Consider the following 26,984-nt stretch of genomic DNA (forward strand, 5'->3'; position numbering starts at 1 on the left):
CCGTGCGGCGCCGGTCAGAGCAGACCGCGCCGCACGGCCACGTGGACGGCGTCGCGACGCGTCGAGACGTCGAGCTTGCGGTAGACGGCCCGCAGGTGCGTCTTGACGGTGTTCGCCGAGACGAACAGTGAGGCACCGATCTCCTCGACCGTCATTCGGGACGGCAGGCACGCGAGCACCTGCCGCTCGCGCTCGGTCAGCGCCCATGCCGACGGGCGTGGCTCGGGGGCACCGTGCTCGGCGACCAGCAGTCGCGTGACCAGCGGCTCGTGGGAGCTGCCCCGTCCGAGGTGGCCCGTCAGCAGAGGCCGCAACGCCGCCGCGCGGTCGCGCAGGGGCCGGACGAGGCCGTCCGGCGCCGCCTCGTCGAGGGCACGCTCGAGGGACCGGTGCGCCTGCGCCACGTCGACCTGCAGCAGGGCGCGCGCGGCGTGGACGGCGACCCTGTCTGCCACGTGCCAGGACGGATCGACCTCCTCGGGGCCCAGCACCGCCAGCCCGGCCTCGTGGTCACCCACACGCCGGTGCACGTCGCTGCGCCAGCTGGAGCCGGCGGGCGAGGAGAACACGCCGTCGGCGGGGTCGGCGAGGCTCAGGGCATCTCGGGCGGCGCCCCGTGCGACGAGCGCCACGGCCTCCAGGTAGGCGCGTGACACCCCCGGCGGGGACCCGCCACGGTCGGTGGCGCGCGTCCCCTTGAGCACGGCCAGGGCGCCCGCCACACCTGCGGGGTCCCCCTCCGCGAGGCACACGTGCAGCAGGACGCAGGCCGCCCGTGCCACCAGACCCGGGCGGGACCCGCCGGAGTCGATCGCGGCCGTCAGCTCGTGTCGCGCTGCCGCCGGCTCGTCGCACCAGTAGGCGACGAGACCCGCCGCGAGGTGGGCAGCAGCCGTGACGGGACTCCGGCTCCAGCCCAGCGCCACGCCGTCCGTGAGGACGCCGCGCGCACGGCTCCGCGCCTGCGCGATCCGCCCCACCCGCGCGAGGGCCAGGGCGTGCTCGGCCCTGCAGGCCAGCGCGAGGACCGGCCAGCCCCGCACGGCCGCGCCCTCCGCCGCGTCCACGAGCGCGTCGACGACGTGCTCGATCGACGACGGCGGTCCGCACCGCTCCCCGGGGATCCCGGCGGCCGGGACGTCGGACGCGTACAGCGCGGCACGGGCCGACAAGTACCCCAGCACGATGTCGTCCGGCTCGGCCCGCACGGCGGCCCCGTCGCCCGTGGGTGACGGCGCAGTCGTCCGCAGCACGCGGACGACGGCCGCGGCCACCGCGTCGCCGTCCTCGGGCGCCGCCTGCGCCCGCACCGCGCGAGCGACGACCGACGCGGTCTGGGCACCGGCACCGGCGCCGGCGGTGACGCACCACCGTTCGGTCGCCACGAGCTGGCCGCGCGTGAGCAGCTCGGGCCAGCGCCCCGCGAGGACCTCCGCCGCGAGCGCGGGTGCGCGCCCGTCCGCCGCGTGCCGCACCGCGGCGGCGGGGTCCGTGCCTGCGAGGTGTCGCGCCAGGGCCTGGTGCACGGCCTGCACCGTGCGCGGCTGCGTCCGGTGGACGGTCGCCCGCACGTGCACCGCGAGCAGCTCGTGCCAGGAGGGCGCGCCGACCGGTCCCGCTCCGTCGTCCCGCGAGGTCAGCAGGCCCCGCGCGACGCACTCCTCGAACAGTGCCGCGCCGCCCGGCACGACGGCCTCGGCCAGCACGGGGTCGACCACACGACCGACGCACGCGCGGCGCACGAACCCGTCGAGCTCGGGGCTCAGGGCACCGAGGACCTCCTCACGGACGTAGTCCGCGATCGGGACGTCCTCGTGCCGCAGCGGGCGCTGCGAGTGTCCCCGGTGCAGCAGCCCGGCGCCCCACGCCGCCCGCACGGCGGCCGGCCACCCACCCGTGACGCGCCACAGGTCGGCCACGGCGCCCGGTGAGGGGGCCGGTCCCCAGGCGGAGACCAGCAGGGACGTCTCGCGCACCGTCAGCGACAGGGTGCGGACGCCCACGTCTGCCACGGCGCCCTCGATGCGCCCCGGGCCCAGGGCGAGGTCGGGCACGTGCCGGCCGGCGAGGACGAACCGTGGCCCCGGCGTCCGCACCAGCGCCGCGACGGCGTGGCGCGCGCCGGCCGAGGAGATGCGGTGGACGTCGTCGAGCACGACGACCGCGCTCTCGCCGAGGGCACCCAGCACGTCGCGCAGGGTGTCCAGCAGGACGCCGGGGTCCCGCGGCATGGCGCGTCCGGCCGCCACGAGGTCGTCCGCCGTCGCCGGGTGCGCGCGCGCCACGGCGTCGCCGACCGCGCGGAGCAGCCTGCCGGGGTCGTCGTCGAACGGGTCGAGCGACGCCCAGGCGACCGTGGCCGGAGCGGTCGGTGCCCACTGCGCCAGCAGCGTCGTCTTGCCGAACCCCGCCGGTGCGCAGACGACCACGACCGGGTGCAGCTCGACGGCGGCGTTCAGCGCGGCCCGGCACCGCGGACGCATCACCGCCCGGGTGTCCGGCGGCACGGTCCTGCACCACGCGGCGCCCTGTGCCGCCCTCGATGTCGTCGTCATGTGCGCCCCTCTCCCACCACGCTCACCACCGCTCCCCGCCGTCGTCGAACTGCCGGCGCGGCCATGAGCACCCTCGCCGTCAGAGCACCAGCTCCGGCTGCAGGCTCGTCGGTGTCCAGACGCGCTTCCGGCGGGCGGCCCACACCGTCGCGGTGAGGGCGAGGACGAACACCACGAGCAAGATCCCCGCGTAGCTCGCGGCGGTGGCCAGGTCGCCGCCGTACAGCGTCTGGCGCAGCCCCTCGACCGTGTACGACATGGGCAGCACGCGGTGCAGCGAGAGAAGTGGCTCGGGGATGGTCTGCCACGGGAAGGTGCCACCCGCGGTCACCAGCTGCACGAGCATGAGCACCAGCCCGAGGAACTCCCCGACGGCACCGAACCAGACGTTGAGCGCCTGCAGGATCGCGATGAACGTCGCCGATGCGATCAGCAGCAGGGCCAGCGTCGCACCACCGTGCACCGGTGTGATGTCGAGCGCGTAGGTCACCAGCAGGTACATGAGCACGACCTGCCCGGCGCCGAGGAGCGCGCCGGGCAGCCAGCCGCCGAGCACCGTCTGCCAGGCCGGGCCACCGGCCGCGAGCGCACGGCTGGACAGCGGCACGACGAGCAGGAACAGCACGTAGCCGCCGATCCAGGTGGCCAGCGACATGAAGAACGGTGCCAGGCCCGCGCCGTAGCTGCCCGCGCGCGCCAGCTCGTCCTTGGCGACCTGGACCGGGTTGGCGATCGTCTCGGCCGTCGCGCGCTCCGTCTCCGCGTCGAGGTCGGGGATCGCTCCGAGCCCTTCCTGGAGGCGGTCGCGCAGCTCCGTGACGCCGGCCCCGAGCTCGGTGGCTCCCTGGTCCAGGGTGCTGCTCGCCGTCGCGAGCTCGGTGGCGCCGGAGGAGACCTCGGCGGTCCCCCGCTCGAGCGCCCGCAGGTCACCCACGAGCGTCGACGCCGCGGAGTCGAGCTGGGCGGTGCCGGCGGCCAGACGCTGCCCGCCGGCCGCTGCCGAGGCGATGCCACCGCTCAGCGCGGGCGCGGCCTCCGCGAGCTGCGACGCGCCCGTCGCGACCTCGGCGGCACCCGCGCTGAGCTGGTCGACCCGGCCGGACGCCTGGCCCAGCGCAGCGCTCAGCTGCTCGACCGCACCGGCGGCGTCGCCCGCAAGACGCAGGATCTCGTCGGCCTCCTGCTGGGTCAGCCGTTCCGCGGCGACGAGTGCCCCGAGCTGGTTCGCCAGAGCGGTCCGCCCGCCCTGCAGATCGCGACCGGCGCCCGCGACGACGGACGCCGCGTCCCGCGTCACGGTGGCCACCTCGGCGACCCCGCCGGCGACCTCCTGCGCCCCCGTGGCCAGCTCGCGCGTCTGGTCGGGCAGCGCCCGCGTCCCGCTGCGCAGCGTGTCCAGACCGCCGGACAGGCTCGATGCGCCCGCGGCCAGCCGGTCGGCCGCCGACGGCAGCGCCGACGCACCGGACGCGAGCTCGGACGCGCCCGCCGCGGCCTGCGAGGCACCCGCGGCCAGGCGGCTGGTGCCGTCCACCAGCTGCCCGGAGCCCGACACCAGGCGGTCGGCGCCGTCCACGAGCTCCGTGGCACCTTGGACGGCCGCGCTCAGGTCCGTGTGGATCGAGCCGAACCCCTGCAGGAACATGTCCGCGGCCTGCGTACCCACCTGCGTCGCGATGGCGTCACGCACGTCCCCGACGATCGTGTCGGCGATCGTCGTGGCCAGGTAGTTGTTGGCGTCGTTGGTGACGAGCGTCAGGCTCGCGCGCTGCGGCCGGTAGTCGGCCGAGGAGACCAGGTCGGCCGAGAACGACCGGCCGACGATGAGGGCGGCGTCGAACCTGCCCGACCGCACCCCGAGCTCGGCGTCCCGCTGCGTCGTGCGCACCCAGTCGAAGCCGGCGTCGCCGTCGAGCAGCCGGTCGGCGACCTGGTCGCCGTAGTCGACACGGCGCGTCGAGCCGGTGGCCGCGTCGCGCGTGGCGGCTCCCCGGTCCTCGACGACGAGGGCGGCCGGCACCTCGTGGAGCCGGCCGTACGGGTCCTCGTTGGCGAAGAGGTACAGGCCTGAGTACAGCGACGGGATGACGACGAGCGCGAGCAGCGCGAGGCGCGGCAGCAGGCCGGCCGCGAGGCGTCGCAGCTCGGAACCGGCGAGGCGGAGGACGATCACGGCGTGCCGTCGGCGGCCGGCGGCCGCTCGTCGAGGTCGACCGTCAGCTCGGGCACGTGAGAGCTCTCCGCCATCTGGTCGACACCGGTGCGCAGGGACTCCACGGGGGTGGCGCGCTGCGAGGCGTCACCCCGTGCGGGTTCGAGGGTGGCCCCGAGCTCTCGCGCCGACGAGCGGGAGCACTGGACCAGGACGCCGTAGCCGCGGGCGGCGAACGCCTGCGCGATCGACCACCACGCCGCCGGCTCGCCGCCGTGGCGGTCGGGCAGGCTGATCACGAGGAAGCGGACGCCCGGCCGTTCGGCGGTCAAGGACGTCAGCAGGGCGGTGCGCACCGGCCCGGGCAGGTCGTCCATCCGCACGTCCCGGTACGTCGCCAGCTCGTGGCTCTCGAGCCAGCGGTGCACGTGCGAACGCCTCGAGCCCGTGCGGGCGAGCGCCAGCTCCTCGGCGACGACGGTCGCGGTGGTGAGGGTGTCGTCGGGCTCGGAGATGCCCGGCAGGTCGACGACGCCCGAGACCCTGCGCAGCACGTCACGTGCGGTCGACGTCGAGCCGTCGGCCGCCGTCAGCACGACGCTGCCCTCGAAGGGCGCGAGCCGCCCGGTCGCGACCAGGGCGAGCGCCGTGTGCCCCTGCCCTGGCTCACCTGCCACCAGGACGCACTCCCCGGTCGCCAGCGTCAGGGTCTCCAGGTGCAGCATGGGGGCCCTGCGGCCGACGACGTGGACGTCGCGCACCATCAGCCGCAAGGGGCCGGACGTGGACGGACCGGCCGGCCGATCGAGCGTCGCTCCGCGGTGACGGCGTCCGGACCTCCCGGGGGGGCGCTCGGACCCTGCCGTCTCGACCGCGCGGTGGATGCCGGCCGAGTGCGGACCATCCGTGTCGGGCGCGTCGGGCACGCTCATGACGCGCCCGGCGGCGCCGGCCGCTGCAGCACGGGCACGGCCGCCGCGACGACCGGCAGCACCCGGGCCGTCAGGACGCACGGCCCCGTGTCGTGCGGGGCGTCGGACGCGTCGATCAGGCCGAACGTCGTTGTACGCGGTGCTGACCGCGGTCAGGGCCGCGTGCAGCCACGACGCGACACTGCGCTGGAAGGGGCCCAGGCCGCGCGCGAGCGAGGCGAGCTCCACCGCGGTGCCGCCCGCCGGTGCCGCGGAGTGCGGGGGCGTCGTGCTCACAGTGTCTCCTCACGTCGGACCTGGAGATGACCGCCGGGCCGCAGCCCTCAGGCCATGCGCAGCGTCGGCGCCGACTGGTCGGTCAGGGCGCACGGCAGCGCCAGCCACGCGAGCTGCGGCCCGTGCACCACGGGGGTCGTCGTCGCGTCCCCCGGGCGCACCCCGCGCCGGCGCTGGACGGGGTCGGGGCGTCGGGCGCACGGCGGGCACCGGTCGGTGGTCGTCGGGTCCGGATCAGGGGAGCTCGTGCCCGGACGCCGACCCGCGCGTGTGCGGCGCGTCACCGTTCAGGTGCGGGCGGGTCCCCGGCCGGTGCGACATGGCGTCGCCGTGCTCGTGATCAGAGACCCGACCCACGGCGACGCCGTCGTCGCCGTGGGCCAGCACGTGCTCGACCGCCGTCGTCCGCCCACGGACGATGCGCGCGACCGCCCGCTGCGACCGTCCCGCACCTGCTGCGACCGAGCGCGGCGGCGTCAGATCCATCGTGGTGCCTCTCGAGAGCCCGACGAGTTCTCTTCCTGGAACATCTTGCACATTACCTGCTGCGCGTCACGCCACAAGTGGGGACGATAACGCCTGGTCGTGGCAGAAAAAGATCCTGCGGCGCGACCTGAACATTCGACCTGCACACGCGTCTTGCACGGACGACCTGCATACTCGTTCAGGACGACGATTGCGTCCGGCCGCTCTGGGCCGCGCGTCCTGCACATGCGTCCAGAATGCCGATCCGCATTGCGCGACTATGGCCACAAAGCGTCGCGGTCACGTCGCCCGGCCGCCGTGGACCACATCGGCCGCCTTCCCTGCGCCGGTATTCGTGGGACGCGTTGCGCGTTCGCCCTGGTGCTCCTCGGAGGCTGTGTCGGCGTGGCCGCCCGCGCGCACGCCCCTGGCATCACCGACGTGGCCAGGACCACACCGACCACCGGACCCCTCACGCTGCTCGGCATGGGTCCTGCGGCAGCCTGAGCACGGGGGCTACAGGCTGGGCGACTCGCTGTAGGCCGTACCCGCGGCGGCGAGGGCACCCCAGCGCGACAGCGCCCGGTAGTACTTCTTGCGGTAGCCGCCCTCGAGCATCTGCGCGGTGAAGAGCCCGCTGCCGTCGCCCGCGATCACCGCGGGCACGTCCCGGTCATAGAGCCGGTCCACGAGCACCACGAGCCGCAGCGCGACGTCCTGACGGTCGACCTGGTGCACACCGGTCAGGCCGACCAGGTCGACGCCGTCCAGGAGGGCGCCGTACCGGCTGGGGTGCACGGACGACAGGTGCGCGAGCAGCGCGTCGAAGTCGTCGAGCGTCGCGGCCGGGTGCCCGGCGACGGCGGCACGGACGGCGGCGGGATCGAGCACCGCGGCCGAGGTGGTCACGGCGCGGTGCCGGTGGTCCTCGCCGTCGATGCGCAGCACCTCGAAGCGGGCGGCCAGCGCCTGGATCTCCCGCAGGAAGTCCTCGGCGGCGAACCGTCCCTCGCCGAGCGAGCCGGGCAGCGTGTTCGAGGTGGCCGCGATGGCGACGCCCCGGTCGGCGAGCTCGCGCAGCAGCCGCGACATCATCACCGTGTCACCCGGGTCGTCGAGCTCGAACTCGTCGATGCACACCAGGCGCCGCTCGCCCAGCGCGTCGACCGTCGCCGCGAACCCCAGTGCGCCCACGAGGTTCGTGAGCTCGACGAACGTGCCGTACGCGGTGCGCTCACGGCCGACCGCGTGCGCGAGCGAGGCGAGCAGGTGCGTCTTGCCGACGCCGAAGCCGCCGTCGAGGTACACCGCCGGCGCGCTCGCGGCGGCGCGGCGCCGCCACCAGGCACCGCCGCTCCGCACGGGTCCGGTGAGCGCGTCGGCGATCTCCCGCAGTCGCTCCTGCACCTGCCGCTGCGACGGGTGCGCCGGGTCGGGCTCGTAGGTGTCGAACGACTCCCGCGCGAAGTGCCGCGGCGGGACGAGCTCGGCGAGGAGGCGGCCCGCGGGCACCTTCGGGTGCCGTGCGGTCAGGGAGGGTGCGCTCACGCGTCGACGATACGTCCCACGACCGGTGCCCGAGCAGGCTCCGTCACCGGGCCCCGACGAGGCTTCCTGGTCGCCCGTCCACTTGGCGAGAACGCGTCTCGCGATCCGGACGCATGCTCCCGATTCGCCCGGGTGCGTGCCACGCTCGTCACGTGAACCTCCCCGGGAGCCGCTTCCAGTGTCGGTGCTGTTGCGCCGCCGCGGTCCCGTGTGCCTGCTGTCCGCGGAACCGCTGACCCGCCCCGTTCCCCCACGGGCGTGCGGTCCGCGCCCGTGACCACGACCTCTGTCGTGCGCGGACGCGTGAGCACGCTCCCCCAGCACCTCGGAGGTGGCGCCCATGGCGCAGACGACGTCCCGTACCCCCAGCGCCCCGCCCGCCAAGCGACCCGAGGGCCAGTGGGCCTTCGACCAGCGCGAGCCGCTCAACGCCAACGAGCAGCTCAAGCAGCAGGACGACGGCCTCAACGTCCGCGAGCGCATCGAGACCGTGTACGCCCGCGAGGGCTTCGCGTCGATCCCCGGCGACGACCTGCGCGGACGCATGCGCTGGTGGGGGCTCTACACCCAGCGCAAGCCCGGGATCGACGGCGGCCGGACGGCCACGCTCGAGCCGCACGAGCTCGAGGACGAGTACTTCATGCTGCGCGTGCGCTGCGACGGCGGCGCCCTGAGCCTGCGCCAGCTGCGCACCATCGCCGGGGTGTCCCAGGAGTTCGGCCGCGGCACCGCCGACATCACCGACCGCCAGAACATCCAGCTGCACTGGATCCGCATCGAGGACGTCCCGGAGATCTGGCGGCGTCTGGAGTCCGTCGGGCTGTCCACGCAGGAGGCGTGCGGCGACGTGCCCCGCGTGATCATCGGCTCGCCCGTCGCAGGCGTCGCGGCGGACGAGATCATCGACGGCACCCCCGCCGTCGAGGCGATCCGTGACCGGTACATCGGCGACCCCGCGTACTCGAACCTGCCGCGCAAGTTCAAGACCGCGATCAGCGGGTCCCCGCACCAGGACGTCGCCCACGAGATCAACGACGTCGCGTTCGTCGGTGTCGTGCACCCCGACCTCGGGCCCGGGTTCGACCTGTGGGTCGGCGGCGCGCTGTCGACCAACCCGATGCTCGGCAAGCGGCTCGGCGCGTTCGTCACGCTCGAGCAGGTCCCGACGGTCTGGTCCGGCGTCGTGGGGATCTTCCGGGACTACGGCTACCGCCGGCTGCGCACGCGCGCCCGCCTCAAGTTCCTGCTCGCCGACTGGGGGACCGAGGTGTTCCGCCAGGTGCTCGAGACCGAGTACCTCGGCTACGCGCTGCCCGACGGCCCCGAGCCGCCCCCGCCACCCACGGGCAACCGCGACCACGTCGGCGTGCACCCCCAGAAGGACGGCCGGTTCTACGTGGGCGCGGCCCCCGCCGTGGGTCGCGTCTCCGGTCCCGTGCTCACGGCGCTCGCCGATCTCGTCGAGGAGGCGGGCTCCGACCGGGTCCGGCTGACGACCGAGCAGAAGCTCGTCGTGCTGGACGTCGAGGCCGGACGCGTCGACGCCCTCGTCGACGGGCTCGAGTCGCTCGGGCTGCGCGTCCGCACCGCCTCCACCTTCCGCCGCGGCACCATGGCGTGCACCGGCATCGAGTTCTGCAAGCTCGCCATCGTCGAGACCAAGGGCCGCGCGACGGCGCTGGTCGGGGAGCTCGAGCGTCGCCTGCCGACGTTCGACCAGCCGATCACCATCAACGTGAACGGCTGCCCCAACTCCTGCGCGCGCATCCAGACCGCCGACATCGGACTCAAGGGTGTGCTGGCCGGCGAGGAGGAGGGCTACCAGGTGCACCTCGGCGGTGGCCTGGGCCTCACCAGCGGGCTCGGCAAGACGCTGCGCGGGCTGCGGGTGCCGTCCTCCGAGCTGCCGGACTACGTCGAGCGCGTCACGCGTCGGTTCGACGAGCAGCGCGAGCCCGGCGAGGTCTTCGCGCAGTGGGTGCAGCGCGCCGCCGAGGAGGACCTGCGATGAGCGAGCCGGACGCCGGGCAGCGCGCCGTGCCGTACTACTGCCCGTTCTGCGCCGGCGAGGACCTGTGGCCGGCCAGCGAGACGCACGGGCAGTGGGAGTGCCGCTCGTGCGCCCGTGCCTTCGCGCTGCGCTTCCTCGGCCTGGTGGGTGCACGGTGAGCGCGAGCACGCCCTCCGTCACGGGCCTGTCGCCCGACGAGCTGCGCGCCCTGGCCGAGCAGGCCGGCCGCGAGCTGGAGGGCGCCCACCCCGCGGACGTCCTGCGCTGGGCGCGCACGGTCTTCGGGACCGACCTCGTGCTCGCGTCGTCGATGGGCGACGAGGTCCTCGTCGACATCGCCGCGAAGGCGGCCCCCGGCATCGACGTCATCTTCCTCGACACCGGGTACCACTTCGCCGAGACCCTCGGCACCCGCGACTACTACGCCGACTTCACCGACGTGACCCTGCGCACGGTCCTGCCGCTGCGCACGGTCGCGGAGCAGGACGCCGAGCACGGCCCGCGGCTGCACGAGCGCGACCCGAACCTGTGCTGCGCGCTGCGCAAGGTCGAGCCCCTCGAGCGCGGTCTCGCCCCGTACACGGCGTGGGTCACCGGCATGCGCCGCGAGGACGCCCCGACCCGCACGGACATCACCGTGGTCGGGTGGGACGCCCGGCGGTCGAAGGTCAAGCTCAACCCCCTGGCGGCGTGGACGTGGGACGACGTGAACGCGTACGTCGCCGAGCACCACGTGGTGCTCAACCCGCTGCGAGAGCTGGGGTACGCCTCGATCGGCTGCGCGCCGTGCACGCGCGCGGTCGCACCGGGCGAGGACCCCCGCGCCGGACGCTGGGCAGGGACGAACAAGACGGAATGCGGGCTGCACACATGACCACGACGATCCCCACCGACACGCACCCCCGATCCTCCGCTCCCCCGCGGCTGACCCAGCTGGACGCGCTGGAGTCGGAGGGCATCCACGTGATGCGCGAGGTCGCCGGCGAGTTCGAGCGCCCCGTGCTGCTGTTCTCCGGCGGCAAGGACTCGATCGTCATGCTGCACCTCGCGCGCAAGGCCTTCTGGCCCGCGCCGGTGCCGTTCCCCGTCATGCACGTCGACACCGGGCACAACTTCCCGGAGGTCATCGCGTACCGGGACCGCACGGTCGCCGAGCTCGGTCTGCGCCTCGTCGTGGCGAGCGTGCAGGACGCGATCGACGACGGCCGCGTGGTCGAGCGCCCCGGTGGGTCGCGCAACCCGCTGCAGACCGTGCCGCTGCTCGACGCGATCACGGCGCACCGGTTCGACGCCGTGTTCGGCGGTGGGCGGCGCGACGAGGAGAAGGCGCGGGCCAAGGAGCGGATGTTCTCGCTGCGCGACGAGTTCGGGCAGTGGGACCCGCGCCGGCAGCGACCCGAGCTGTGGGACCTCTACAACGGGCGCCACAAGCAGGGCGAGCACGTGCGCGTGTTCCCCCTGTCGAACTGGACCGAGCTCGACGTGTGGCGGTACATCGAGCGCGAGGGCATCGACCTGCCGGACATCTACTTCACGCACGAGCGCGACGTGTTCGCGCGCGACGGCATGTGGCTCACGGCGGGTTCCTGGGGCGGGCCGCGCCCCGACGAGCACGTCGAGCGGCGGCACGTCCGCTACCGGACGGTCGGGGACATGAGCTGCACCGGCGCCGTCGACTCGACGGCCGCCGACGTCGCGGACGTCATCGCCGAGGTGGCCGCGAGCCGGCTCACCGAGCGCGGTGCGACCCGCGCGGACGACCGGGCCTCCGAGGCCGCCATGGAGGACCGCAAGCGCGAGGGGTACTTCTGATGGGCACGCACGCACCGGCCGGGCTGGCACGGCCCGCGCCGTCCGACGTCGCCGCGGTCACCGACCCCGGCGACCACACGCAGCGTGACCTGCTGCGGCTGGCGACCGCGGGGTCGGTCGACGACGGCAAGAGCACCCTCATCGGCCGGCTGCTGTACGACACGAAGTCGGTCCTGGCCGACCAGTTGTCGGCGGTCGAGCGCGCCACGGCCGCCCGCGGCGGTGGCGGCGCGGGCGTCGACCTCGCGCTGCTGACCGACGGTCTGCGGGCCGAGCGGGAGCAGGGCATCACGATCGACGTCGCGTACCGCTACTTCTCGACGGCGCGCCGCGCGTTCGTCCTGGCGGACACGCCCGGCCACGTGCAGTACACGCGCAACATGGTCACGGGCGCCTCGACCGCCGAGCTGGCGATCGTGCTCGTCGACGCCCGCAAGGGCGTGCTGGAGCAGACGCGTCGGCACGCGGCGCTGACCGCGCTGCTCGGTGTCCCGAACGTCGTGCTCGCGGTCAACAAGATGGACCTCGTGGGCTTCGACGAGGCCACGTTCCGCTCGATCGCCCGCGAGTTCGCGGACTACGCGCACGTGCTGGGGCTGCCCGCCGTGCACGCCGTGCCGCTGTCGGCGCTCGACGGCGACAACGTCGTCGACCGGTCCGCGCGGGCGCCCTGGTACGACGGGCCGACGCTCCTCGAGCTGCTCGAGAACGTGCCGGTCGCCCGGGACGCGTCCACCGAGCCGCTGCGCATGCCCGTGCAGTACGTCATCCGCCCGCGCACGCCGGAGCACCCGGACTACCGCGGGTACGCGGGCAAGGTCGCCTCGGGCGTCGTCCGCGTCGGCGACGAGCTGCGCGTGCTGCCGTCGGGACGCACGAGCCGCGTCGTCGCCCTCGACACGTTCGACGGGCCGCTCGACGCCGCCGACGCACCGCGGTCGGTGACCGTGCGGCTCGCCGACGACCTCGACGTCGCGCGCGGGGACGTCCTCGTCCCCGCGTCCGAGCACGTGGCGACCGGCCAGGACCTGGTCGGGACGGTCTGCTGGCTGACCGAGCGCCGCTCGGTGCCCGGCTCCCGGGTCCTGGTGCGTGTCGGCACGCGCACGGTCCGGGGCCTGCTGCGCGAGGTCGACGCCCGGCTGGACGTCGACACCCTCACGGTCGAGCAGTGGGACTCCGTCGACACGCTGCACACCATCGACGCGACCGACACGTCCACCGAGGCCGCGCCGCGGTCGCTGGGGCTCAACGCGATCGGACGGGCCCGGCTGCGGCTGGCCGAGCCGGTCGTGCTCGACGACTACGCGACCCACCGCCGGACCGGCGGGTTCCTCGTGGTGGACCCCGCCGACGGCAGCACGCTCGCGGCCGGGCTGATCGGCCCCACGCTGCTGGACCGGCTCGCCCCGGTGCGGGCGGACGAGCGCGACGACGACTGGCTCGCCGGGGCGGGGATATGACGACGCGGCACCCCCTGCTGCTGGACCTCGCGGGCCGCCGGGTCGTGGTCGTCGGCGGCGGTCCGGTCGCCGCCCGCCGGACGCGGGGCGTGCTCGCCGACGGTGCCGACGTGCACGTCGTCGCGCCTGCGCTGTGCGAGGACCTCACGGACCTCGCCGCGGCCGGGGCGGTCACGTGGCACGCCCGCGAGTACGCGCCCGGCGACCTCGCCGACGCGTGGCTGGTCCACACCGCGACGGGTGAGCGGCGCACCGACGACGCGGTGGCAGCCGAGGCCGAGGCCGCACGCACGTGGTGCGTGCGCGCGGACGACGCCGCCGCGTCGACGGCCTGGACCCCCGCCGTCGCCCGCGCGGGCGACGTGACGGTCGCGGTGGGCGCGGGTGGCGACCCGCGGCGCGCGGTCGCGCTGCGCTCCGCGCTGCAGGTGCAGCTCGACACCGGTGCCCTCCCGCTGCGCCGCCGTCGCCCCGGGGCGGGGCACGTCACGCTCGTCGGCGGCGGGCCCGGCGACCCCGGCCTCATCACGACGCGCGGTCGGCGCGCGCTCGCCGAGGCGGACGTCGTCGTCGTCGACCGGCTCGCGCCGCGCGCGCTGCTCGACGAGCTCGAGCCGGACGTCGAGGTCGTCGAGGCGGGCAAGGCCCCGCACGCCCACACGCTCACGCAGAGCGAGATCAACGTGCTGCTCGTCGAGCGCGCCCGCGCCGGGCAGCGGGTCGTACGACTCAAGGGCGGCGACCCGTTCGTGCTCGGCCGCGGCGGGGAGGAGCTGGCCGCCTGCCGTGCGGCCGGTGTGGCGGTCGAGGTCGTCCCCGGCGTCACGAGCGCCATCGCCGTGCCCGGCGCAGCCGACATCCCCGTGACCCACCGCGACGTCGCCCGTCAGGTCACCATCGTGTCGGCGCACGACGCCGACACCGACTGGCAGACGCTGGCGCGGCTGCGCGGCACGCTCGTCCTCCTCATGGGTGTGGGCCGCCTCGCGGAGCACATGGCGTGCCTCGCCTCGCACGGGCTCGACGCGGCCACACCCGTGGCAGTCGTCGAGGACGGCACCCTGCCCACCCAGCGCACGACGCTCGGCACGCTCGCCGACATCGCCGCCCGCGCGCAGGAGGTCGGCGTCCGCAACCCGGCGGTCGTGGTGGTGGGGGCGGTGGCCGCCCTGGGACCCGCTCTGCGGGGCGAGGGCGACACCCCGGCCGTGGCCCGGCCCCGGTCGGCGGCCCCGCCCCGGTCGGCAGGTGAGCAGCCGGCGGCGCCCGGCGCGGCGCGCGTGAGCACCCGGAGCTGAGCCCGGCGCAGGTCGAGGAGCACGACCACGGCCGGCGCCCGCAGGACGACCGACACCACACGAGAGAACGCCCGAGGCGGCCGGGCCGCGGCGGCGCCTCGCGTGCCGCAGCGGCCGGGCCGCCTAGCCTGGGCGCGTGCACCCCGATGTCGAGCTCGACCTCCTCGTGCCCGCGCGCGACGACCGTCGCCTCGCTGCGCCGCCCGGCGACGGCGACCTCCTGGGCCTCTTCGCGCGTGACCGTGCGCACGCGCGCGTGCGCGCGAACATGGTCGCGAGCATCGACGGCGCCGCGACCGGCACCGACGGTCGTTCGGGTTCCCTCGGGACCCCGGCGGACCGCCGCGTGTTCGCCGTTCTCCGGGCCCTGGCCGACGTCGTCCTCGTGGGCGCCGGCACCGTGCGCGCCGAGGGCTACCGCGAGCTGCCGGTCGCCGCGCACCTGTGCGCCGCACGCGAGGCCGCCGGCCTGTCACCGCGGATCGAGCTCGCGGTGGTCACCCGCCACGGAGACCTGCCGACCGACCTGAGGGGCGGTCCGCACCCCCCGTTCGTCGTGACGGGCGCGCGCGGTGCCGAGCGTGCCCGCGCCGCCGTCGGTGCCGACCGTGCCCTGGTCGTGCCGGGGGCCCGTGACCCCGACTCCCCCGACCTGCGGGCCGCTGTGCACGTCCTGGGCGCGCACGGCCTGCGCCACGTGCTGGCCGAGGGCGGGCCGACCCTGCTCGCCGACCTGCTCGCCGCCGACGTCGTCGACGAGCTGTGCCTGACGACCAGCCCGCTGCTGCTCGCGGGCGACGCGCCCCGGGTCGCGACGGGCGCGTCCGCGCTCGACCCGGCCCGTCCGGCGTGGCTGCGCCACCTGCTGCACGCGAGCGACGGCACGCTCCTGGCCTGCTGGGACCTGCGTGCACCCGTAGGCTCGGGCACGTGACCGCCACCATCCTCGTCCTCACCGAGGACACCCTCGCCGAGTCCGACGTCCGCCAGATCGTGGGTCTGCACCCCGACGAGACGCCCAGCTACCGGGTGCTGGTGCCCGCCGACACCGAACGCCCCCTCATCCCGTGGATCATCGACGCACTGAGCATGGGCGAGCTGCGCGAGGCGTGGGACCGGGCCACGGGCCACGAGCCCAGCCGCACGCAGGCGCGCGAGACCGCGGCGCAGCAGATCGCCGGCAGCGTCGCGGCGTTCACCGCCGCGGGACGGACGGCCACGGGCGAGGTCACGGACGACGACCCGCTGCCCGCCCTGCGCAGCGCGGTCGCCGGTGGTGACGTGCGCGAGGTCGTCGTCGTGACGTACCCGCACATGGTCGAGGACACGTTCCACACCGACTGGGCGTCGCGGGCCCGCGAGGAGCTGCACGTCCCCGTGCTGCACCTCTACTCGGGGACGAGCGAGCTCGGCTGACCGGCCGCCGCAGGGGCGCACCTCAGCGCAGGGGGTACCCCGCGCGCTCCACGGTGCGACGCGCCAGCACGTCCAGCGAGTCGACGTACCGGTCGTCGGCGAGCAGGTCGTGCGCGGCGGCGACGACCGACAGCTCGGTGCACCCGAGGACGACGACGTCGGCCCCGCGCGCCCGCAGCCGGTCGGCGACGGCGTGCAGCGCCGCGACGTCGGCCGGCAGACCGGCCTTGACCTGGTCGTAGATGATCCCCATGACGGCCTCCTGGTCGGCGTCGTCGGGGACCAGGGTCTGCAGCCCGCGCACCGCGAACGCACGCTGGTACACGTGCGCGGCGAGGGTGCCGCTCGTCGCGAGGACGCCCACACGGGCCGCGCCGGGCCGGGCGGCGACCTCGTCGGCCGTCTCGTCCACGATGCTGAGCACCGGCACGTCGACGGCGGCCGCGACCTCGTCGGTGAAGTGGTGCGCGGTGTTGCACGGGACGACGACGAATCCGACGCCGAGGCGCTCGAGGCGCCGGGCGTCGTCCGCCATGACGGGCCCCGGGTCCTCGTCCGAGCGCCCCAGGATGTACGCCGTGCGGTCCGGGATCGTGGAGTGCTGGAGCACGACCAGGTCGACGTGGTCCTGGTCGCGCTCGGCGGCGGTGTGCCGGACGACGAGGTCGAGGAAGCACACCGTCGCGGCCGGGCCGACGCCACCGATGACGCCGACCTCGACCCGGCCGCGCGCCGGTGCCACGCTCACGCGCCGCCCGTCGGGTAGTACCGCCGGTACTTGCGCACCTGGTTGGCCTGCGCGACCGCGAGGTACGCCAGCCGCCGCGGGTCGGTCTCGGCGCGGTACCACAAGGGGTTGGTGGCGCGCCCGGCGCGTCCGAGCGCGCGGGTGCGCGCCCGCAGCGCCGGGTCGGCGACGTACCGACGCAGGAGCCACCGCGGCAGCACCGTGTACAGGTGCGGCTCCGTGAGGTGCGCGGCGGCACCGTCCGGCAGCGGGTCGAGCCCCTGGACGTGCTCGCGCACGTACAGCTCGGCGGTGTTGCGCCCGCCCGCGGTGAGGTAGAAGTTCGAGCGCCCGAGGCGCGGGTTGAGCTCGAAGAACACCGTGCGCCCGTCGCGCGGGTCGTACTTCAGGTCGAAGTTGGCGTAGCCCGTCCACCCGAGGTGCTCGAGCAGCCGGACCGCCTGCGCGACGATCTGCTCGTCGTGGCCCGTGATGATGCCTGCCGGGTTCCCCAGGGCACCGGGCGTGTGCTCCTCGAGGAGCACGTGCCCGAACCCCGAGAACCGCACCTTGCCGTCCGCGTCGCTATAGCACGTGAGGATCCGCATGCCCGAGTCGTCACCCGGGATGAGGTCCTGCACGACGAACCGCCCCTGGTACCCCGACGCCTGCACGCGGGTGAGCAGCTCGGCGAGCTCCTCCGGCGAGTCGACGGTGAAGACCTTCTTCTTCCCCGGGAACTCGACCAGGTGGTACGCCGCGGTGTCCGCGGCCTTGGCGATCACAGGGAAGCGCAGCGCCGAGGTGTCCGGCGTGCCGCCGGCCTGCACGTCGTGCACGACCGTCGCGGGGTGGTCGATGCCGAGCTCGGCGCAGAGCTCGCCGAAGAGCACCTTGTCCGTCACCCGGTCGAGCGTGGCCACGTCGACGTACGGGATCGTGTAGAGGTCCTCCAGCTGCGCGCGGTTCTCGACGATCGTGCGGACCAGCCAGTCGGCGCTGCCGAGCAGCACGCGGTCGGTACCCGGGTGCTGCTCCGCCACCTCCCGCAGACGTCGCACGACCGTCGGACCGTCGTCGATGCCCGGCTCCACCACGTTCTCGAGGATGCGGGAGTGTCGGACGAGGCCCGTCGAGACCGACGACACCACGACCGACCGCACCCCGTACGCCTCGTGGAACGTGCGCGCCAGCGAGTACGCACCCACGTCGCCACCCAGGACGACCGGCTGCAGCCGCGGCGCGGGGACCTGTGCCCCCGTACGCCGGCTCACCAGGTCTGCTCGGCGCGGTCGCCGGACCAGTCCGTGTGGAAGACGCCCTCGCGGTCGGTGCGGCGGTACGTGTGCGCGCCGAAGAAGTCACGCTGCGCCTGGATGAGGTTCGCCGGCAGCCGCTCCGCACGCACGCCGTCGTAGTACGCGAGGGACGACGAGAACGCGGGGGTCGGCACGCCGTGCACGGCCGCGGCCGAGACGACACGCCGCCATGCGGCCACGCCGTTCGCGACGGCCGCCGTGAAGTACGGGTCCGCCAGGAGCAGGGGCAGGTTCGGGTCGCGCTCGTACGCCTGCGTGATGCGGTCGAGGAACTTGGCGCGGATGATGCAGCCGCCCCGCCAGATCCGGGCCATCGCACCCCGGTCGATGTCCCAGCCGTACTGCGCGCTGGCAGCGGCGATCTGGTCGAAGCCCTGCGAGTACGCCACGACCTTCGACGCGTACAGCGCGAGCCGGACGTCCTCCATGAACGCCCCCGGGTCGGGGATGTTCCACGCGAGCGTGTCGGCCGGCAGCACGCCGCGCGCCGCCGCACGCTGCGGGGCGGAGCCGGACAGCGCCCGCGCGAACGTCGCCTCGGCGATGCCGGTGATCGGCACGCCGAGCTCGAGGCCGTTCTGCACGGTCCAGCGGCCGGTGCCCTTCTGCTCGGCGGCGTCGGCGACGACGTCGACGAACGGGCGCCCGGTCGCGGCGTCGGTGTGGGCGAGCACCTCGGCGGTCACCTCGATGAGGAACGACTCCAGGTCGCCGGTGTTCCACGCCGCGAAGACCTCGCCGATCTCCGGCGCGGACGCACCCAGCCCGCTGCGGAGCAGGTCGTACGCCTCCGCGATGAGCTGCATGTCGGCGTACTCGATGCCGTTGTGCACCATCTTGACGAAGTGGCCGGCGCCGTCGGGGCCCACGTGCGTGCAGCACGGCACACCGTCGACCTTCGCCGAGATCGCCTCGAGGATCGGGCCGAGCGACTCGTAGGACTCCGTCGTGCCGCCGGGCATGATCGACGGGCCGTTGAGCGCCCCCTCCTCACCGCCCGACACGCCGGTACCGACGAAGTGCAGGCCCTTGTCACGCAGCGCCGCCTCGCGGCGGATCGTGTCGGGGAAGTGCGCGTTGCCGGCGTCCACGACGATGTCGCCGGGCTCCAGCAGCGGCACGAGCTCGTTGATCACCGCGTCGGTCGGCGCGCCGGCCTGCACCATGACGACGACCTTGCGCGGCCGGGCGAGCGACGCGACGAAGTCCGCCATCGACTCCGACGGGACGAAGGTGCCGTCGCTCGCGTGGTCGGCCACGAGCGACTGCGTGCGCGCGTAGGTGCGGTTGTGGACGGCGACCGTGTACCCGTGCCGCGCGAAGTTGCGGGCCAGGTTGCGGCCCATGACGGCCAACCCGGTGACGCCGATCTGCGCGGTACCGACGGCCGACGACGGGACTGACATCACAGAGCGCTCCTTCATGCCGGGTGAGCACGCGAGGCCGGGGCGCGGTGCGGGCCTGGGCGGCCGGCACCGGGACGAGCGACGCGTGCGGATGCGTCGTCGAGCCTAGTGCGCGCACGGCCGCGTGCCGTCGGCGTGCCGGGGACCGAGACGCGCGGCGTCCCCGTACGCTCGCCGCGTGACCCCTGCCGGACCCGAGGACGTCCCCGCCGAGTTCGTCCGTGCCCTGCGTTCGCTGCGCGGTGTACCCATGCGGCCCGAGATCGTGCTCGACGAGGTGCCCGGTCCCGCCCGTATCGCGCCCTTCTCGGCGGCGCTCACGGCCGAGGTCCGGACCGCCCGTCGTTCGGTCGCCGCGGAGGACCTCGCCTCGGGCCGCTTCGTCGTGCTGTACGACCCGGAGGGTCAGGAGGCGTGGGAGGGGTCGTTCCGGCTCGTCACGCTCGTGAGGGCGACCCTCGAGGCGGAGGTCGGCGCCGATCCGATGCTCGCGGAGGTCGCGTGGTCCTGGTTCCACGACGCGCTGGCGTCCGCGGGCGTCGAACCGCGCGCCGCCGGCGGCACCGTGACGCGCGTGCTGTCCCAGAGCTTCGGGGCCCTCGAGCGTCGCGACGAGCAGTCCGAGCTCGAGATCCGCGCGTCCTGGACCTCGTGGGACGAGCAGCTCGGACCGCACCTGGCCGCCTGGTCCACCCTCATGTGCACGGCCGCGGGCCTGCCACCGCTGCCCGAGGGCGTCGTGCCGCTCCCCCGCCGCTGAGGCCCTCGTGCCCCGGCTCAAGTCCGTCGTCACCGCTGCCGATGCACCGGACGTGACCATCGAGCCTCTTCGACGCGACGTCCGAGACCTCCCGGCCCGTCGAGCGCCGGGCGTCACCGGCGTGCCGACGTCGCGGCGGGTGCCTGCCACCACCACACCCGCCCGTCACCCGATGTGCGTGGTCGTCACGCAGATCGCCGACGGCGAGGGAGAGACCCTCGTGCGGGCGCTGCGGCGACGCGGCGCCCACCGCGTGGTGGTGCTCGCTCGCCGCGCCGGGCGGCAGGAGCTGCGCACGCTGCTCGCCGGCGGGCTGCGCGGCGGCGTCGCGAGCACGACCCAGACGTCGGCCGTCCCGCAGCGCCAGATGCCCGCGCCGCCCCAGCCGACGGCCGAGCTCAGCGCCCGCGAGCTCAGCGTGCTGGCGCGTGTGGCCGAGGGGCGCACCAACCGCCTGATCGGTGAGGAGCTGGGCCTGTCGGCCCTCACGGTCAAGAGCCACCTCGCGCGGATCTCGCGCAAGCTGGGCACGGGCGACCGGGCGGAGCTGGTCGCCATCGCGATCCGCACGCGGATGATCGACTGAGCGAACCCGACGGATCGGGCGCTGGTGCTCGTACCGGGCGGGACGTCGAGGTCGGCCCGGCGCCCAGCCGGTGTCGCGGCACGCACGACGCGCCCCCCGGCTGCACGGAGGCACCCCTGCCGTCGCCTACGGTTGTCGGCATGAAGGCCGAGGCGTCGCAGGACACCCCAGGTGCGGACGAGCGCCCGGAGGTGACGGAGGCCGTCGTCGTCCCGTTGCTCGAACCGGCGGACGGCGTCCCCCCCGTCGTCGCGACGCCGGCGGCGCTCGAGGAGACGATCGCGGCGTTCGCCGCGGGGACCGGGCCGGTCGCGGTCGACGCGGAGCGGGCGTCCGGCTACCGCTACGGCCAGCGCACGTACCTCGTCCAGCTGCGTCGCGAGGACGCCGGTACGGCTCTCATCGACCCGATCGCGCTGCCCGACCTGTCGGCACTGTCGGACGCGCTCGTCGGCGTCGAGTGGGTGCTGCACGCGGCCTCCCAGGACCTGCCGGGGCTCGCGGAGCAGGGCATGCGACCGTCCCGCGTCTTCGACACCGAGCTCGCGGCGCGGCTCCTGGGCATGGAGCGCGTCGGGCTGGCCGCGGTGGTCGCCGACACGCTGGGGCTGGGGCTCGCCAAGGAGCACTCCGCCGTGGACTGGTCGACCCGCCCGCTGCCTCCGGAGTGGCTGCGGTACGCCGCGCTCGACGTCGAGGTGCTGGTCGAGGTCCGGCAGGTGCTGGCCGAGCGGCTCGCGGTGTCGGGCAAGGCGGAGTGGGCGCGCCAGGAGTTCGAGGCCGTCCGCACGGCCCCGGCCCCGGCGCCACGGGCCGAGCCCTGGCGACGCGTCTCCGGTCTCCACAACGTCCGCGACGCGCGCCGTCTGGCCGTCGTCCGCGAGCTGTACGCGACCCGCGACCGCAACGCCCGGGAGCGGGACATCTCCCCCGGTCGCGTCCTGCCCGACGCGGCGATCGTCGCGGCCGCGCAGGCACTGCCCCGCACGGTGGGGCAGCTGGTCGCGCTGCCGCCGTTCGCGGGCAAGGGGACGCGTCGGCGGGCCGCCCTGTGGCAGTCGGCGATCGACCGCGCCGTCGCGCTGCCCGACGACGAGCTGCCCAGCGCACGGGGGCCCGCGACCGACGGGCCGCCGCCGGCACGGATGTGGGCCGATCGTGACCCCGCTGCCGCGCGTCGGCTCGCGGCAGCCCGGGCAGTGGTCGCGGACCTCTCCCAGGAGCACACCGTGCCCGTGGAGAACCTGGTGCAGCCCGACCTGCTGCGGCGGCTGTGCTGGTCGCCGCCCGCACCGGCGGACGAGGCCGGCATCGCCGCCGCGATGACGGCGGCAGGCGCGCGAGCGTGGCAGGTCGAGCTGCTCGCCGGTCGGCTGGCTGCTGCGCTCGCCAGCTCCTGACGGACCCGGTGACGGGGATCTTGCGCCGCTAGTTACTCTTGAGTAACTTCGCGTGTCCAGGGACCATGGTCCCGGTCGCACGCGACCCGCGCCGCACGCACCGCCCCCCGGACACCGCCGTCCCTCAGGAGGACTGATGCCGAGCACGTCCCACCCCGACGCCCGGGTACCCGCCGCCCGTCGTGTCGTCTTCGTCGACGGGGTGCGCACCCCGTTCGGCCGTGCCCGCAGGGACGGCCTGTACGCCGAGACGCGCGCCGACGACCTGGCCGTCAAGACCGTCCGGGAGCTGCTGCGCCGCCACCCGCAGCTGCCGCCGGAGCGCGTCGACGACGTGGCGCTGGCCGCCACCACGCAGCACGGTGACCAGGGGCTCACGCTCGGTCGCACGGTCGCGATGCTCGCGGGCCTGCCGGCCACGGTGCCCGGGTTCGCGATCGACCGCATGTGCGCGGGTGCCATGACCGCCGTGACGACGACGGCCGCCGCCATCGGGTTCGGGGCGCAGGACGTCACGATCGCGGGCGGGGTCGAGCACATGGGCCGCCATCCCATGGGCTTCGACGCCGAACCGAACCCCCGGTTCCTCGCCGAGCGGCTGGTGTCCGCCGACGCGCTGAACATGGGCGTCACGGCCGAGAACCTGCACGACCGTTTCCCCGCCCTGACCCGCGAGCGCGCCGACGCGTACGGCGTCGCCAGCCAGGCGAAGTACGCCGCGGCCCTCGCCGCCGGGCACATCGAGCCGGACCTCGTGCCGATCGCGCTGCGAGACCCGGAGCAGGGCTGGGGCCTGGCGACCGCGGACGAGCCGCCGCGCCCGGGGACCACGGTCGACGCGATCGGGGCCCTGCCGACACCGTTCCGGCCCGGTGGCCGGGTCACCGCCGGCACGTCCGCCCCCCTCACGGACGGCGCCGCCTCGTGCCTGCTCGCCGCCGAGGACGTCGCCGAGGAGCTCGGCCTGCCCGTGCGCATGCGGCTCGTGTCGTTCGCCTACGCCGGGGTCGAGCCCGAGGTCATGGGCCTCGGCCCGGTGCCCGCGACCCGCAAGGCGCTCGAGCGTGCCGGCCTGACGATCGACGACATCGGGCTCTTCGAGATCAACGAGGCCTTCGCCGTGCAGGTGCTGTCGTTCCTCGACGCGTTCGGCATCGCCGACGACGACGCGCGCGTCAACCCGTACGGCGGCGCCATCGCGGTGGGTCACCCGCTCGCGTCGTCGGGCGTGCGGCTGATGACGCAGCTCGCCCGCCAGTTCGAGCAGCACCCCGAGGTCCGGTACGGCATCACGACGATGTGCGTGGGACTGGGACAGGGCGGCACCGTCATCTGGGAGAACCCGGGCTTCGACGCCGAGGAGGCTGCCCGATGAGCACGTCCGCGCCGCGCCCCGAGCGCGTCACCCACTCCCTCGTGCGCGACGTGCGCCTGCCGGGCGGCCTGGGCACGCTCGCGCTCGTCACTCTCGACAACGGGCTGGACCACACCAAGCCGACCACGCTCGGCCCGCAGGGCATCGCCGAGCTCACGGCCGTGCTCCGCGCGCAGCAGGAGCGCGCCCGCGCCGGCGAGATCGCCGCGCTGGCCGTGACCGGCAAGCCGTACTTCCTCGCCGCCGGCGCCGACCTCATGCAGGTCGCGGGCGTCACGACGCACGACGAGGCGCTCGCCCTGGGTCGCGGCGGGCACGCGGCGTACCGGCTCCTGGGTGAGCTGGGCGTCCCGACGTTCGCGTTCGTCAACGGGGTCGCCCTCGGCGGCGGCCTCGAGGTCGCCCTCAACTGCGACTACCGCACGGCAGCCGCCGACGTGCGCGCCCTCGCCCTGCCGGAGACGGGGCTCGGCCTCGTGCCGGGCTGGGGTGGGGCGTACCTCGTGCCGCGCCTCGTGGGCATCGAGAAGGCCCTCGAGGTCGTCCTCACGCGCCCGGCCGCCAACAAGCCGTACACCGCGGCGCAGGCCGCGCAGATCGGGCTCGTCGACGTCGTGCTGGACCCGGCGGACTTCCTGGAGGAGTCGGTGCGCTGGGCTGCCCGCGTGCTGTCGGGCGAGGTGACGGTCGAGCGACGCCCGCTCGACGACGCCGCGACGTGGGACGCCGCCGTGTCGGCCGCGCGCCTGCGCCTCGACGCCGTCGTCCACGGCTCGCGTCCGGCCCCCGGCCGCGCGCTCGATCTCCTCGCTGCCGCGCGCGACGCCGACAGGGACAGCGCCTTCGCGGCCGAGGACGAGGCGCTGGCCGACCTCATCCTGAGCGACGAGATGCGCGCGAGCGTGTACGCGTTCGGCCTCGTCCAGGGCGGCAAGCAGCCCACGGGCGCGCCGGACCGGCAGCTCGCGCGGCCGGTCACGCGGGTCGGCGTCGTCGGCGCCGGTCTCATGGCCGCGCAGATCGCGCTGCTGTTCGCGCAGCGGCTCGGCGTGCCCGTCGTGATGCGCGACCTCGACGAGGCACGGGTCGAGCAGGGCCTCGCGTCCGTCCGCTCGACGGTCGAGCGCCTCGTGTCGTCGGGACGCATGACGTCCGACGCCGGCGCGCGCGTCGTCGCGCAGGTCAGCGGGTCCACCGACCTCGCCGTCTTCGCCGGCTGCGACCTCGTCATCGAGGCCGTCACCGAGGTGCTCGACCTCAAGAGGCGGGTCTTCGCCGAGCTCGAGGGCGTCGTCGCACCGGACACGGTCCTGGCGACCAACACCTCGGCGCTGTCGGTCACGCGCATGGCAGCCGACCTGCAGCACCCCGAGCGCGTCGTCGGGCTGCACTTCTTCAACCCGGTCGCGGCGATGCCGCTGGTCGAGGTGGTGCAGGCGGACCGGACCTCGGACGAGGCCCTGGCCACGGCGTTCGCCGTCGTCGCGCAGCTGCGCAAGACCGCGGTCCTCGTGAAGGACCGCCCCGGGTTCGTCGTCAACCGCCTGCTGGTGCTGCTGCTCGGCATCATCGTCGACGCCGTCGAGCACGGCACGCCGGTCGAGGTCGCGGACCGGGCGCTCGACCCGCTCGGCCTGCCGATGCCGCCGTTCGAGCTGTTCGACCTCGTCGGTCCCGCGGTCGGGCTGCACGTCCTGACCTCGCTCCGCCTGGACCTGGGCGAACGGTTCCCGCGCTCCCCCGGTCTCGAGAAGCTCGTCGCCGAGGGCACGCGCGTGGTCACGCCCGCCCCCGCCAAGGGCCTGCCCAAGCGTGTCGACCCGGCCCTGCAGGCGGTCTTCGACACCGCCCGCGAGGCGCCCGCCGACGGGACCCCGCTCGACGCCGCCGGGGTCCTCGACGCCGTCCTGACCGCCCTCACGGTCGAGATCGGCCACATGCTCGACGAGGGCGTCGTGGCCACTCCGCAGCAGATCGACCTGTGCATGATCCTGGGCGCCGGGTGGGGCTTCCACCTCGGCGGCATCACGCCGTACCTGGACCGCACAGGCTACAGCGAGCGGATCCTGGGCCACCGCCTCCTGCCCGACGGCGTGGCCAACGTCCCGACCCCCTGACCCGCAGTGGCTGGATTGCCCTCTCACCCCTGGTGAGAGTGCAATCCAGCTCCCCCGGCCGCGAGAGTGCAATCCAACCACCCCCCCGGCCGCGAGAGTGCAATCCAGCCCCCAGGCCGCGAGAGTGCAATCCAGCCACCCCTCGCGCGGCGAGAGAGCAATCCCGGCACCTTCCTGGGGCCGACATCAGGGTCTGGCCGCCGGAACGCCGACGCGAGGCGACCACAGCCCCGCGCCCGGTACTCCTCTTCCACAAGTCACGGGCTCGTGGGCCACCGGGGAGGGAGACGACGGCAGTGTCGTCTCATGACCACGGCGACCGTCCTCGACATGAGAGAACTCCGCGCCGCCGGCAGGCCGTGGAAGGTGATCCACCGTCTGGAGCAGTCCGGCGACTACGTGCAGATGTTCCGCAGCGTGCTCGTGCGCCGCTCGGCGCTCGACGACCCGGAGGTCCGTGCCCGGGCGATCAGCACGGTGCTGCCGCCGGGCGGAGCCGTCTGCCGGGAATCGGCTGCCTGGCTGCACGGCATCGACGCCAGGGCTCCGGGCATGCACCTGCGGCCACCGGCCCTCCAGTGCATCGTCCCGGTCGGTGTCTCTCGCGTCAGGCGGTCGGGTCAGCGGTGCTGGACCAGCGATGCCACGCACGAGGACATCCACATCGTGCGCGGCGTCCCGACGACCACGCCTGCGCGCACCGCGCTGGACCTGGCCCGCTACGCCCCGCGGTTCCTCGCGCTGGCCGCGGTCGACGCGTACGCGCACCAGGGGTACGTCGACCCGCCCGACCTGGCACGACGCGCGCGGCTCCTGGCCGGTGCACGGAACATCGCACGCGCTCGGTTCGTGATCGAGCAGTGCGAACCCGCCACTGAGTCGGCAGGTGAGTCGTGGTTACGCCTTCGGCTGGTGGAGGCGGATCTCCCGCGGCCCGAGCCGCAGATCCGTATCCGCGACACTCACGGGCGGGAGCTCTACCGGCTCGACCTTGGCTACCCGACGGTGCGCGTCGGCGTCGAGTACGACGGTGAGGCGTTCCATCACGCGACGGCTGCCCAGGTCGTGGCCGACGAGCAGCGGCGACGGGATCTGGCGCAGCGGTTCGGCTGGACCGTCATCGGGGTGCACCGGGGAGACGTCCTGGGACGGCGGAACGACCTCGAGCGGACCGTGGCCGGACTCATCGGCTTCGAGGGTGTCGTGATGGCTCGACAGGACTGGGGGTGGCGCGCGCCGGACGCCGGCAGATGACGGGATCGCACTCTCACGCCCGGCAGGGGTGACCGGATCGCACTCTCACGCCCGGCAGGGGTGACCGGATCGCACTCTCACGCCCGGCGGGGGTGACCGGATCGCACTCTCA

Annotated in this window: 22 protein-coding genes; 14 read left to right on the plus strand and 8 right to left on the minus strand. The window is 74.8% G+C overall.

The features are described from left to right. Nucleotides 1–14: 14 nt before the first annotated feature. From IR158_RS18835 to zapE, 5 genes are all read right to left on the minus strand, one after another. Entirely contained in the window at nucleotides 15–2,507 is a 2,493-nt protein-coding gene (locus IR158_RS18835; protein WP_291815897.1) for a LuxR C-terminal-related transcriptional regulator, read from the minus strand. A gap of 127 nt (nucleotides 2,508–2,634) precedes the next feature. After that, complete coding sequence (locus tag IR158_RS18840) at nucleotides 2,635–4,728, minus strand: YhgE/Pip domain-containing protein (protein WP_291815900.1); 2,094 nt, start codon at nucleotides 4,726–4,728, stop codon at nucleotides 2,635–2,637. Next, nucleotides 4,725–5,471, minus strand: coding sequence for an ABC transporter ATP-binding protein (locus IR158_RS18845; RefSeq protein WP_291815903.1), 747 nt, complete (start codon nucleotides 5,469–5,471; stop codon nucleotides 4,725–4,727). Before IR158_RS18845 ends, IR158_RS18840 begins: the two co-directional genes overlap by 4 nt. A gap of 678 nt (nucleotides 5,472–6,149) precedes the next feature. After that, a complete protein-coding gene (locus IR158_RS18850; protein ID WP_291815905.1) occupies nucleotides 6,150–6,401 on the minus strand; it encodes a hypothetical protein in 252 nt (83 codons plus the stop codon). Nucleotides 6,402–6,896: 495 nt separating this feature from the next. Then, complete coding sequence (gene zapE, locus IR158_RS18855) at nucleotides 6,897–7,928, minus strand: cell division protein ZapE (protein ID WP_291815907.1); 1,032 nt, start codon at nucleotides 7,926–7,928, stop codon at nucleotides 6,897–6,899. Nucleotides 7,929–8,268: 340 nt separating this feature from the next. On the opposite strand from zapE, the gene IR158_RS18860 reads away from it, so the two are divergent. The 8 genes from IR158_RS18860 (at nucleotide 8,269) to IR158_RS18895 (ending at nucleotide 15,928) form a co-directional block, all read left to right on the plus strand. Beyond that, a complete protein-coding gene (locus IR158_RS18860; RefSeq protein WP_291815910.1) occupies nucleotides 8,269–9,939 on the plus strand; it encodes a nitrite/sulfite reductase in 1,671 nt (556 codons plus the stop codon). Next, entirely contained in the window at nucleotides 9,936–10,097 is a 162-nt protein-coding gene (locus IR158_RS18865; RefSeq protein WP_291815913.1) for a hypothetical protein, read from the plus strand. The genes IR158_RS18860 and IR158_RS18865 overlap by 4 nt, the downstream gene beginning before the upstream one ends. Then, nucleotides 10,094–10,813, plus strand: coding sequence for a phosphoadenylyl-sulfate reductase (locus IR158_RS18870; RefSeq protein WP_291815916.1), 720 nt, complete (start codon nucleotides 10,094–10,096; stop codon nucleotides 10,811–10,813). Before IR158_RS18865 ends, IR158_RS18870 begins: the two co-directional genes overlap by 4 nt. Beyond that, nucleotides 10,810–11,751, plus strand: coding sequence for a sulfate adenylyltransferase subunit CysD (gene cysD, locus IR158_RS18875; RefSeq protein ID WP_291815919.1), 942 nt, complete (start codon nucleotides 10,810–10,812; stop codon nucleotides 11,749–11,751). The genes IR158_RS18870 and cysD overlap by 4 nt, the downstream gene beginning before the upstream one ends. Next, nucleotides 11,751–13,214, plus strand: coding sequence for a GTP-binding protein (locus tag IR158_RS18880; protein WP_291815922.1), 1,464 nt, complete (start codon nucleotides 11,751–11,753; stop codon nucleotides 13,212–13,214). The genes cysD and IR158_RS18880 overlap by 1 nt, the downstream gene beginning before the upstream one ends. Continuing rightward, nucleotides 13,211–14,512: a uroporphyrinogen-III C-methyltransferase gene (gene cobA / locus IR158_RS18885; RefSeq protein ID WP_291815925.1), complete on the plus strand. Its 1,302-nt coding sequence runs from the start codon at nucleotides 13,211–13,213 to the stop codon at nucleotides 14,510–14,512. The genes IR158_RS18880 and cobA overlap by 4 nt, the downstream gene beginning before the upstream one ends. A 136-nt stretch (nucleotides 14,513–14,648) precedes the next feature. Next, complete coding sequence (locus tag IR158_RS18890; RefSeq protein WP_291815928.1) at nucleotides 14,649–15,446, plus strand: dihydrofolate reductase family protein; 798 nt, start codon at nucleotides 14,649–14,651, stop codon at nucleotides 15,444–15,446. Further along, nucleotides 15,443–15,928, plus strand: a complete 486-nt coding sequence (locus IR158_RS18895; protein ID WP_291815930.1) for a hypothetical protein — start codon at nucleotides 15,443–15,445, stop codon at nucleotides 15,926–15,928. The genes IR158_RS18890 and IR158_RS18895 overlap by 4 nt, the downstream gene beginning before the upstream one ends. Nucleotides 15,929–15,950: 22 nt before the next feature. Here the strand turns inward: IR158_RS18895 and IR158_RS18900 are convergent, their stop codons facing one another. Genes IR158_RS18900 through gndA form a run of 3 tightly spaced genes read right to left on the minus strand, consistent with a single transcriptional unit; the run spans nucleotide 15,951 to nucleotide 19,380 of the window. Beyond that, nucleotides 15,951–16,676, minus strand: a complete 726-nt coding sequence (locus IR158_RS18900; protein WP_291815933.1) for an amino acid racemase — start codon at nucleotides 16,674–16,676, stop codon at nucleotides 15,951–15,953. Beyond that, nucleotides 16,673–17,929, minus strand: a complete 1,257-nt coding sequence (locus IR158_RS18905) for a carboxylate--amine ligase (RefSeq protein WP_291815937.1) — start codon at nucleotides 17,927–17,929, stop codon at nucleotides 16,673–16,675. Before IR158_RS18905 ends, IR158_RS18900 begins: the two co-directional genes overlap by 4 nt. Continuing rightward, nucleotides 17,926–19,380, minus strand: coding sequence for an NADP-dependent phosphogluconate dehydrogenase (gene gndA, locus IR158_RS18910; protein WP_291815940.1), 1,455 nt, complete (start codon nucleotides 19,378–19,380; stop codon nucleotides 17,926–17,928). Before gndA ends, IR158_RS18905 begins: the two co-directional genes overlap by 4 nt. A gap of 178 nt (nucleotides 19,381–19,558) precedes the next feature. On the opposite strand from gndA, the gene IR158_RS18915 reads away from it, so the two are divergent. The 6 genes from IR158_RS18915 (at nucleotide 19,559) to IR158_RS18940 (ending at nucleotide 26,872) form a co-directional block, all read left to right on the plus strand. Next, nucleotides 19,559–20,140, plus strand: coding sequence for a DUF3000 domain-containing protein (locus IR158_RS18915; RefSeq protein WP_291815942.1), 582 nt, complete (start codon nucleotides 19,559–19,561; stop codon nucleotides 20,138–20,140). Between the two features lie 139 nt (nucleotides 20,141–20,279). Then, nucleotides 20,280–20,726: a LuxR C-terminal-related transcriptional regulator gene (locus IR158_RS18920; protein ID WP_291815945.1), complete on the plus strand. Its 447-nt coding sequence runs from the start codon at nucleotides 20,280–20,282 to the stop codon at nucleotides 20,724–20,726. A 140-nt stretch (nucleotides 20,727–20,866) separates the two neighbouring features. Continuing rightward, nucleotides 20,867–22,126 carry an HRDC domain-containing protein gene (locus IR158_RS18925; RefSeq protein ID WP_291815948.1) on the plus strand — a complete coding sequence of 420 codons (1,260 nt, stop codon included), beginning with the start codon at nucleotides 20,867–20,869 and terminating at the stop codon, nucleotides 22,124–22,126. A gap of 136 nt (nucleotides 22,127–22,262) precedes the next feature. Next, nucleotides 22,263–23,501 carry a thiolase family protein gene (locus IR158_RS18930; RefSeq protein WP_291815951.1) on the plus strand — a complete coding sequence of 413 codons (1,239 nt, stop codon included), beginning with the start codon at nucleotides 22,263–22,265 and terminating at the stop codon, nucleotides 23,499–23,501. Then, nucleotides 23,498–25,618 carry a 3-hydroxyacyl-CoA dehydrogenase NAD-binding domain-containing protein gene (locus IR158_RS18935; RefSeq protein ID WP_291815954.1) on the plus strand — a complete coding sequence of 707 codons (2,121 nt, stop codon included), beginning with the start codon at nucleotides 23,498–23,500 and terminating at the stop codon, nucleotides 25,616–25,618. Before IR158_RS18930 ends, IR158_RS18935 begins: the two co-directional genes overlap by 4 nt. Nucleotides 25,619–25,924: 306 nt before the next feature. After that, nucleotides 25,925–26,872 (plus strand): type IV toxin-antitoxin system AbiEi family antitoxin, encoded by a 948-nt coding sequence (locus IR158_RS18940; protein WP_291815958.1) that lies wholly within the window; start codon nucleotides 25,925–25,927, stop codon nucleotides 26,870–26,872. Nucleotides 26,873–26,984: the final 112 nt, after the last annotated feature.

Origin of the sequence: Cellulomonas sp. (assembly GCF_015234515.1) — a bacterium.
GTDB lineage: Bacteria > Actinomycetota > Actinomycetes > Actinomycetales > Cellulomonadaceae > Cellulomonas.

Excerpts from the sequence above, each read along its gene's own strand:
- IR158_RS18925 (WP_291815948.1), top strand. The coding sequence starts at position 20,867 with ATGAAGGCCGAGGCGTCGCAGGACACCCCAGGTGCGGACGAGCGCCCG.
- IR158_RS18930 (WP_291815951.1), top strand. The coding sequence starts at position 22,263 with ATGCCGAGCACGTCCCACCCCGACGCCCGGGTACCCGCCGCCCGTCGT.
- IR158_RS18850 (WP_291815905.1), bottom strand. The coding sequence starts at position 6,401 with ATGGATCTGACGCCGCCGCGCTCGGTCGCAGCAGGTGCGGGACGGTCG.
- IR158_RS18845 (WP_291815903.1), bottom strand. The coding sequence starts at position 5,471 with ATGGTGCGCGACGTCCACGTCGTCGGCCGCAGGGCCCCCATGCTGCAC.
- IR158_RS18940 (WP_291815958.1), top strand. The coding sequence starts at position 25,925 with ATGACCACGGCGACCGTCCTCGACATGAGAGAACTCCGCGCCGCCGGC.
- IR158_RS18860 (WP_291815910.1), top strand. The coding sequence starts at position 8,269 with ATGGCGCAGACGACGTCCCGTACCCCCAGCGCCCCGCCCGCCAAGCGA.
- IR158_RS18880 (WP_291815922.1), top strand. The coding sequence starts at position 11,751 with ATGGGCACGCACGCACCGGCCGGGCTGGCACGGCCCGCGCCGTCCGAC.
- cobA (WP_291815925.1), top strand. The coding sequence starts at position 13,211 with ATGACGACGCGGCACCCCCTGCTGCTGGACCTCGCGGGCCGCCGGGTC.
- IR158_RS18865 (WP_291815913.1), top strand. The coding sequence starts at position 9,936 with ATGAGCGAGCCGGACGCCGGGCAGCGCGCCGTGCCGTACTACTGCCCG.
- gndA (WP_291815940.1), bottom strand. The coding sequence starts at position 19,380 with ATGTCAGTCCCGTCGTCGGCCGTCGGTACCGCGCAGATCGGCGTCACC.
- IR158_RS18935 (WP_291815954.1), top strand. The coding sequence starts at position 23,498 with ATGAGCACGTCCGCGCCGCGCCCCGAGCGCGTCACCCACTCCCTCGTG.
- cysD (WP_291815919.1), top strand. The coding sequence starts at position 10,810 with ATGACCACGACGATCCCCACCGACACGCACCCCCGATCCTCCGCTCCC.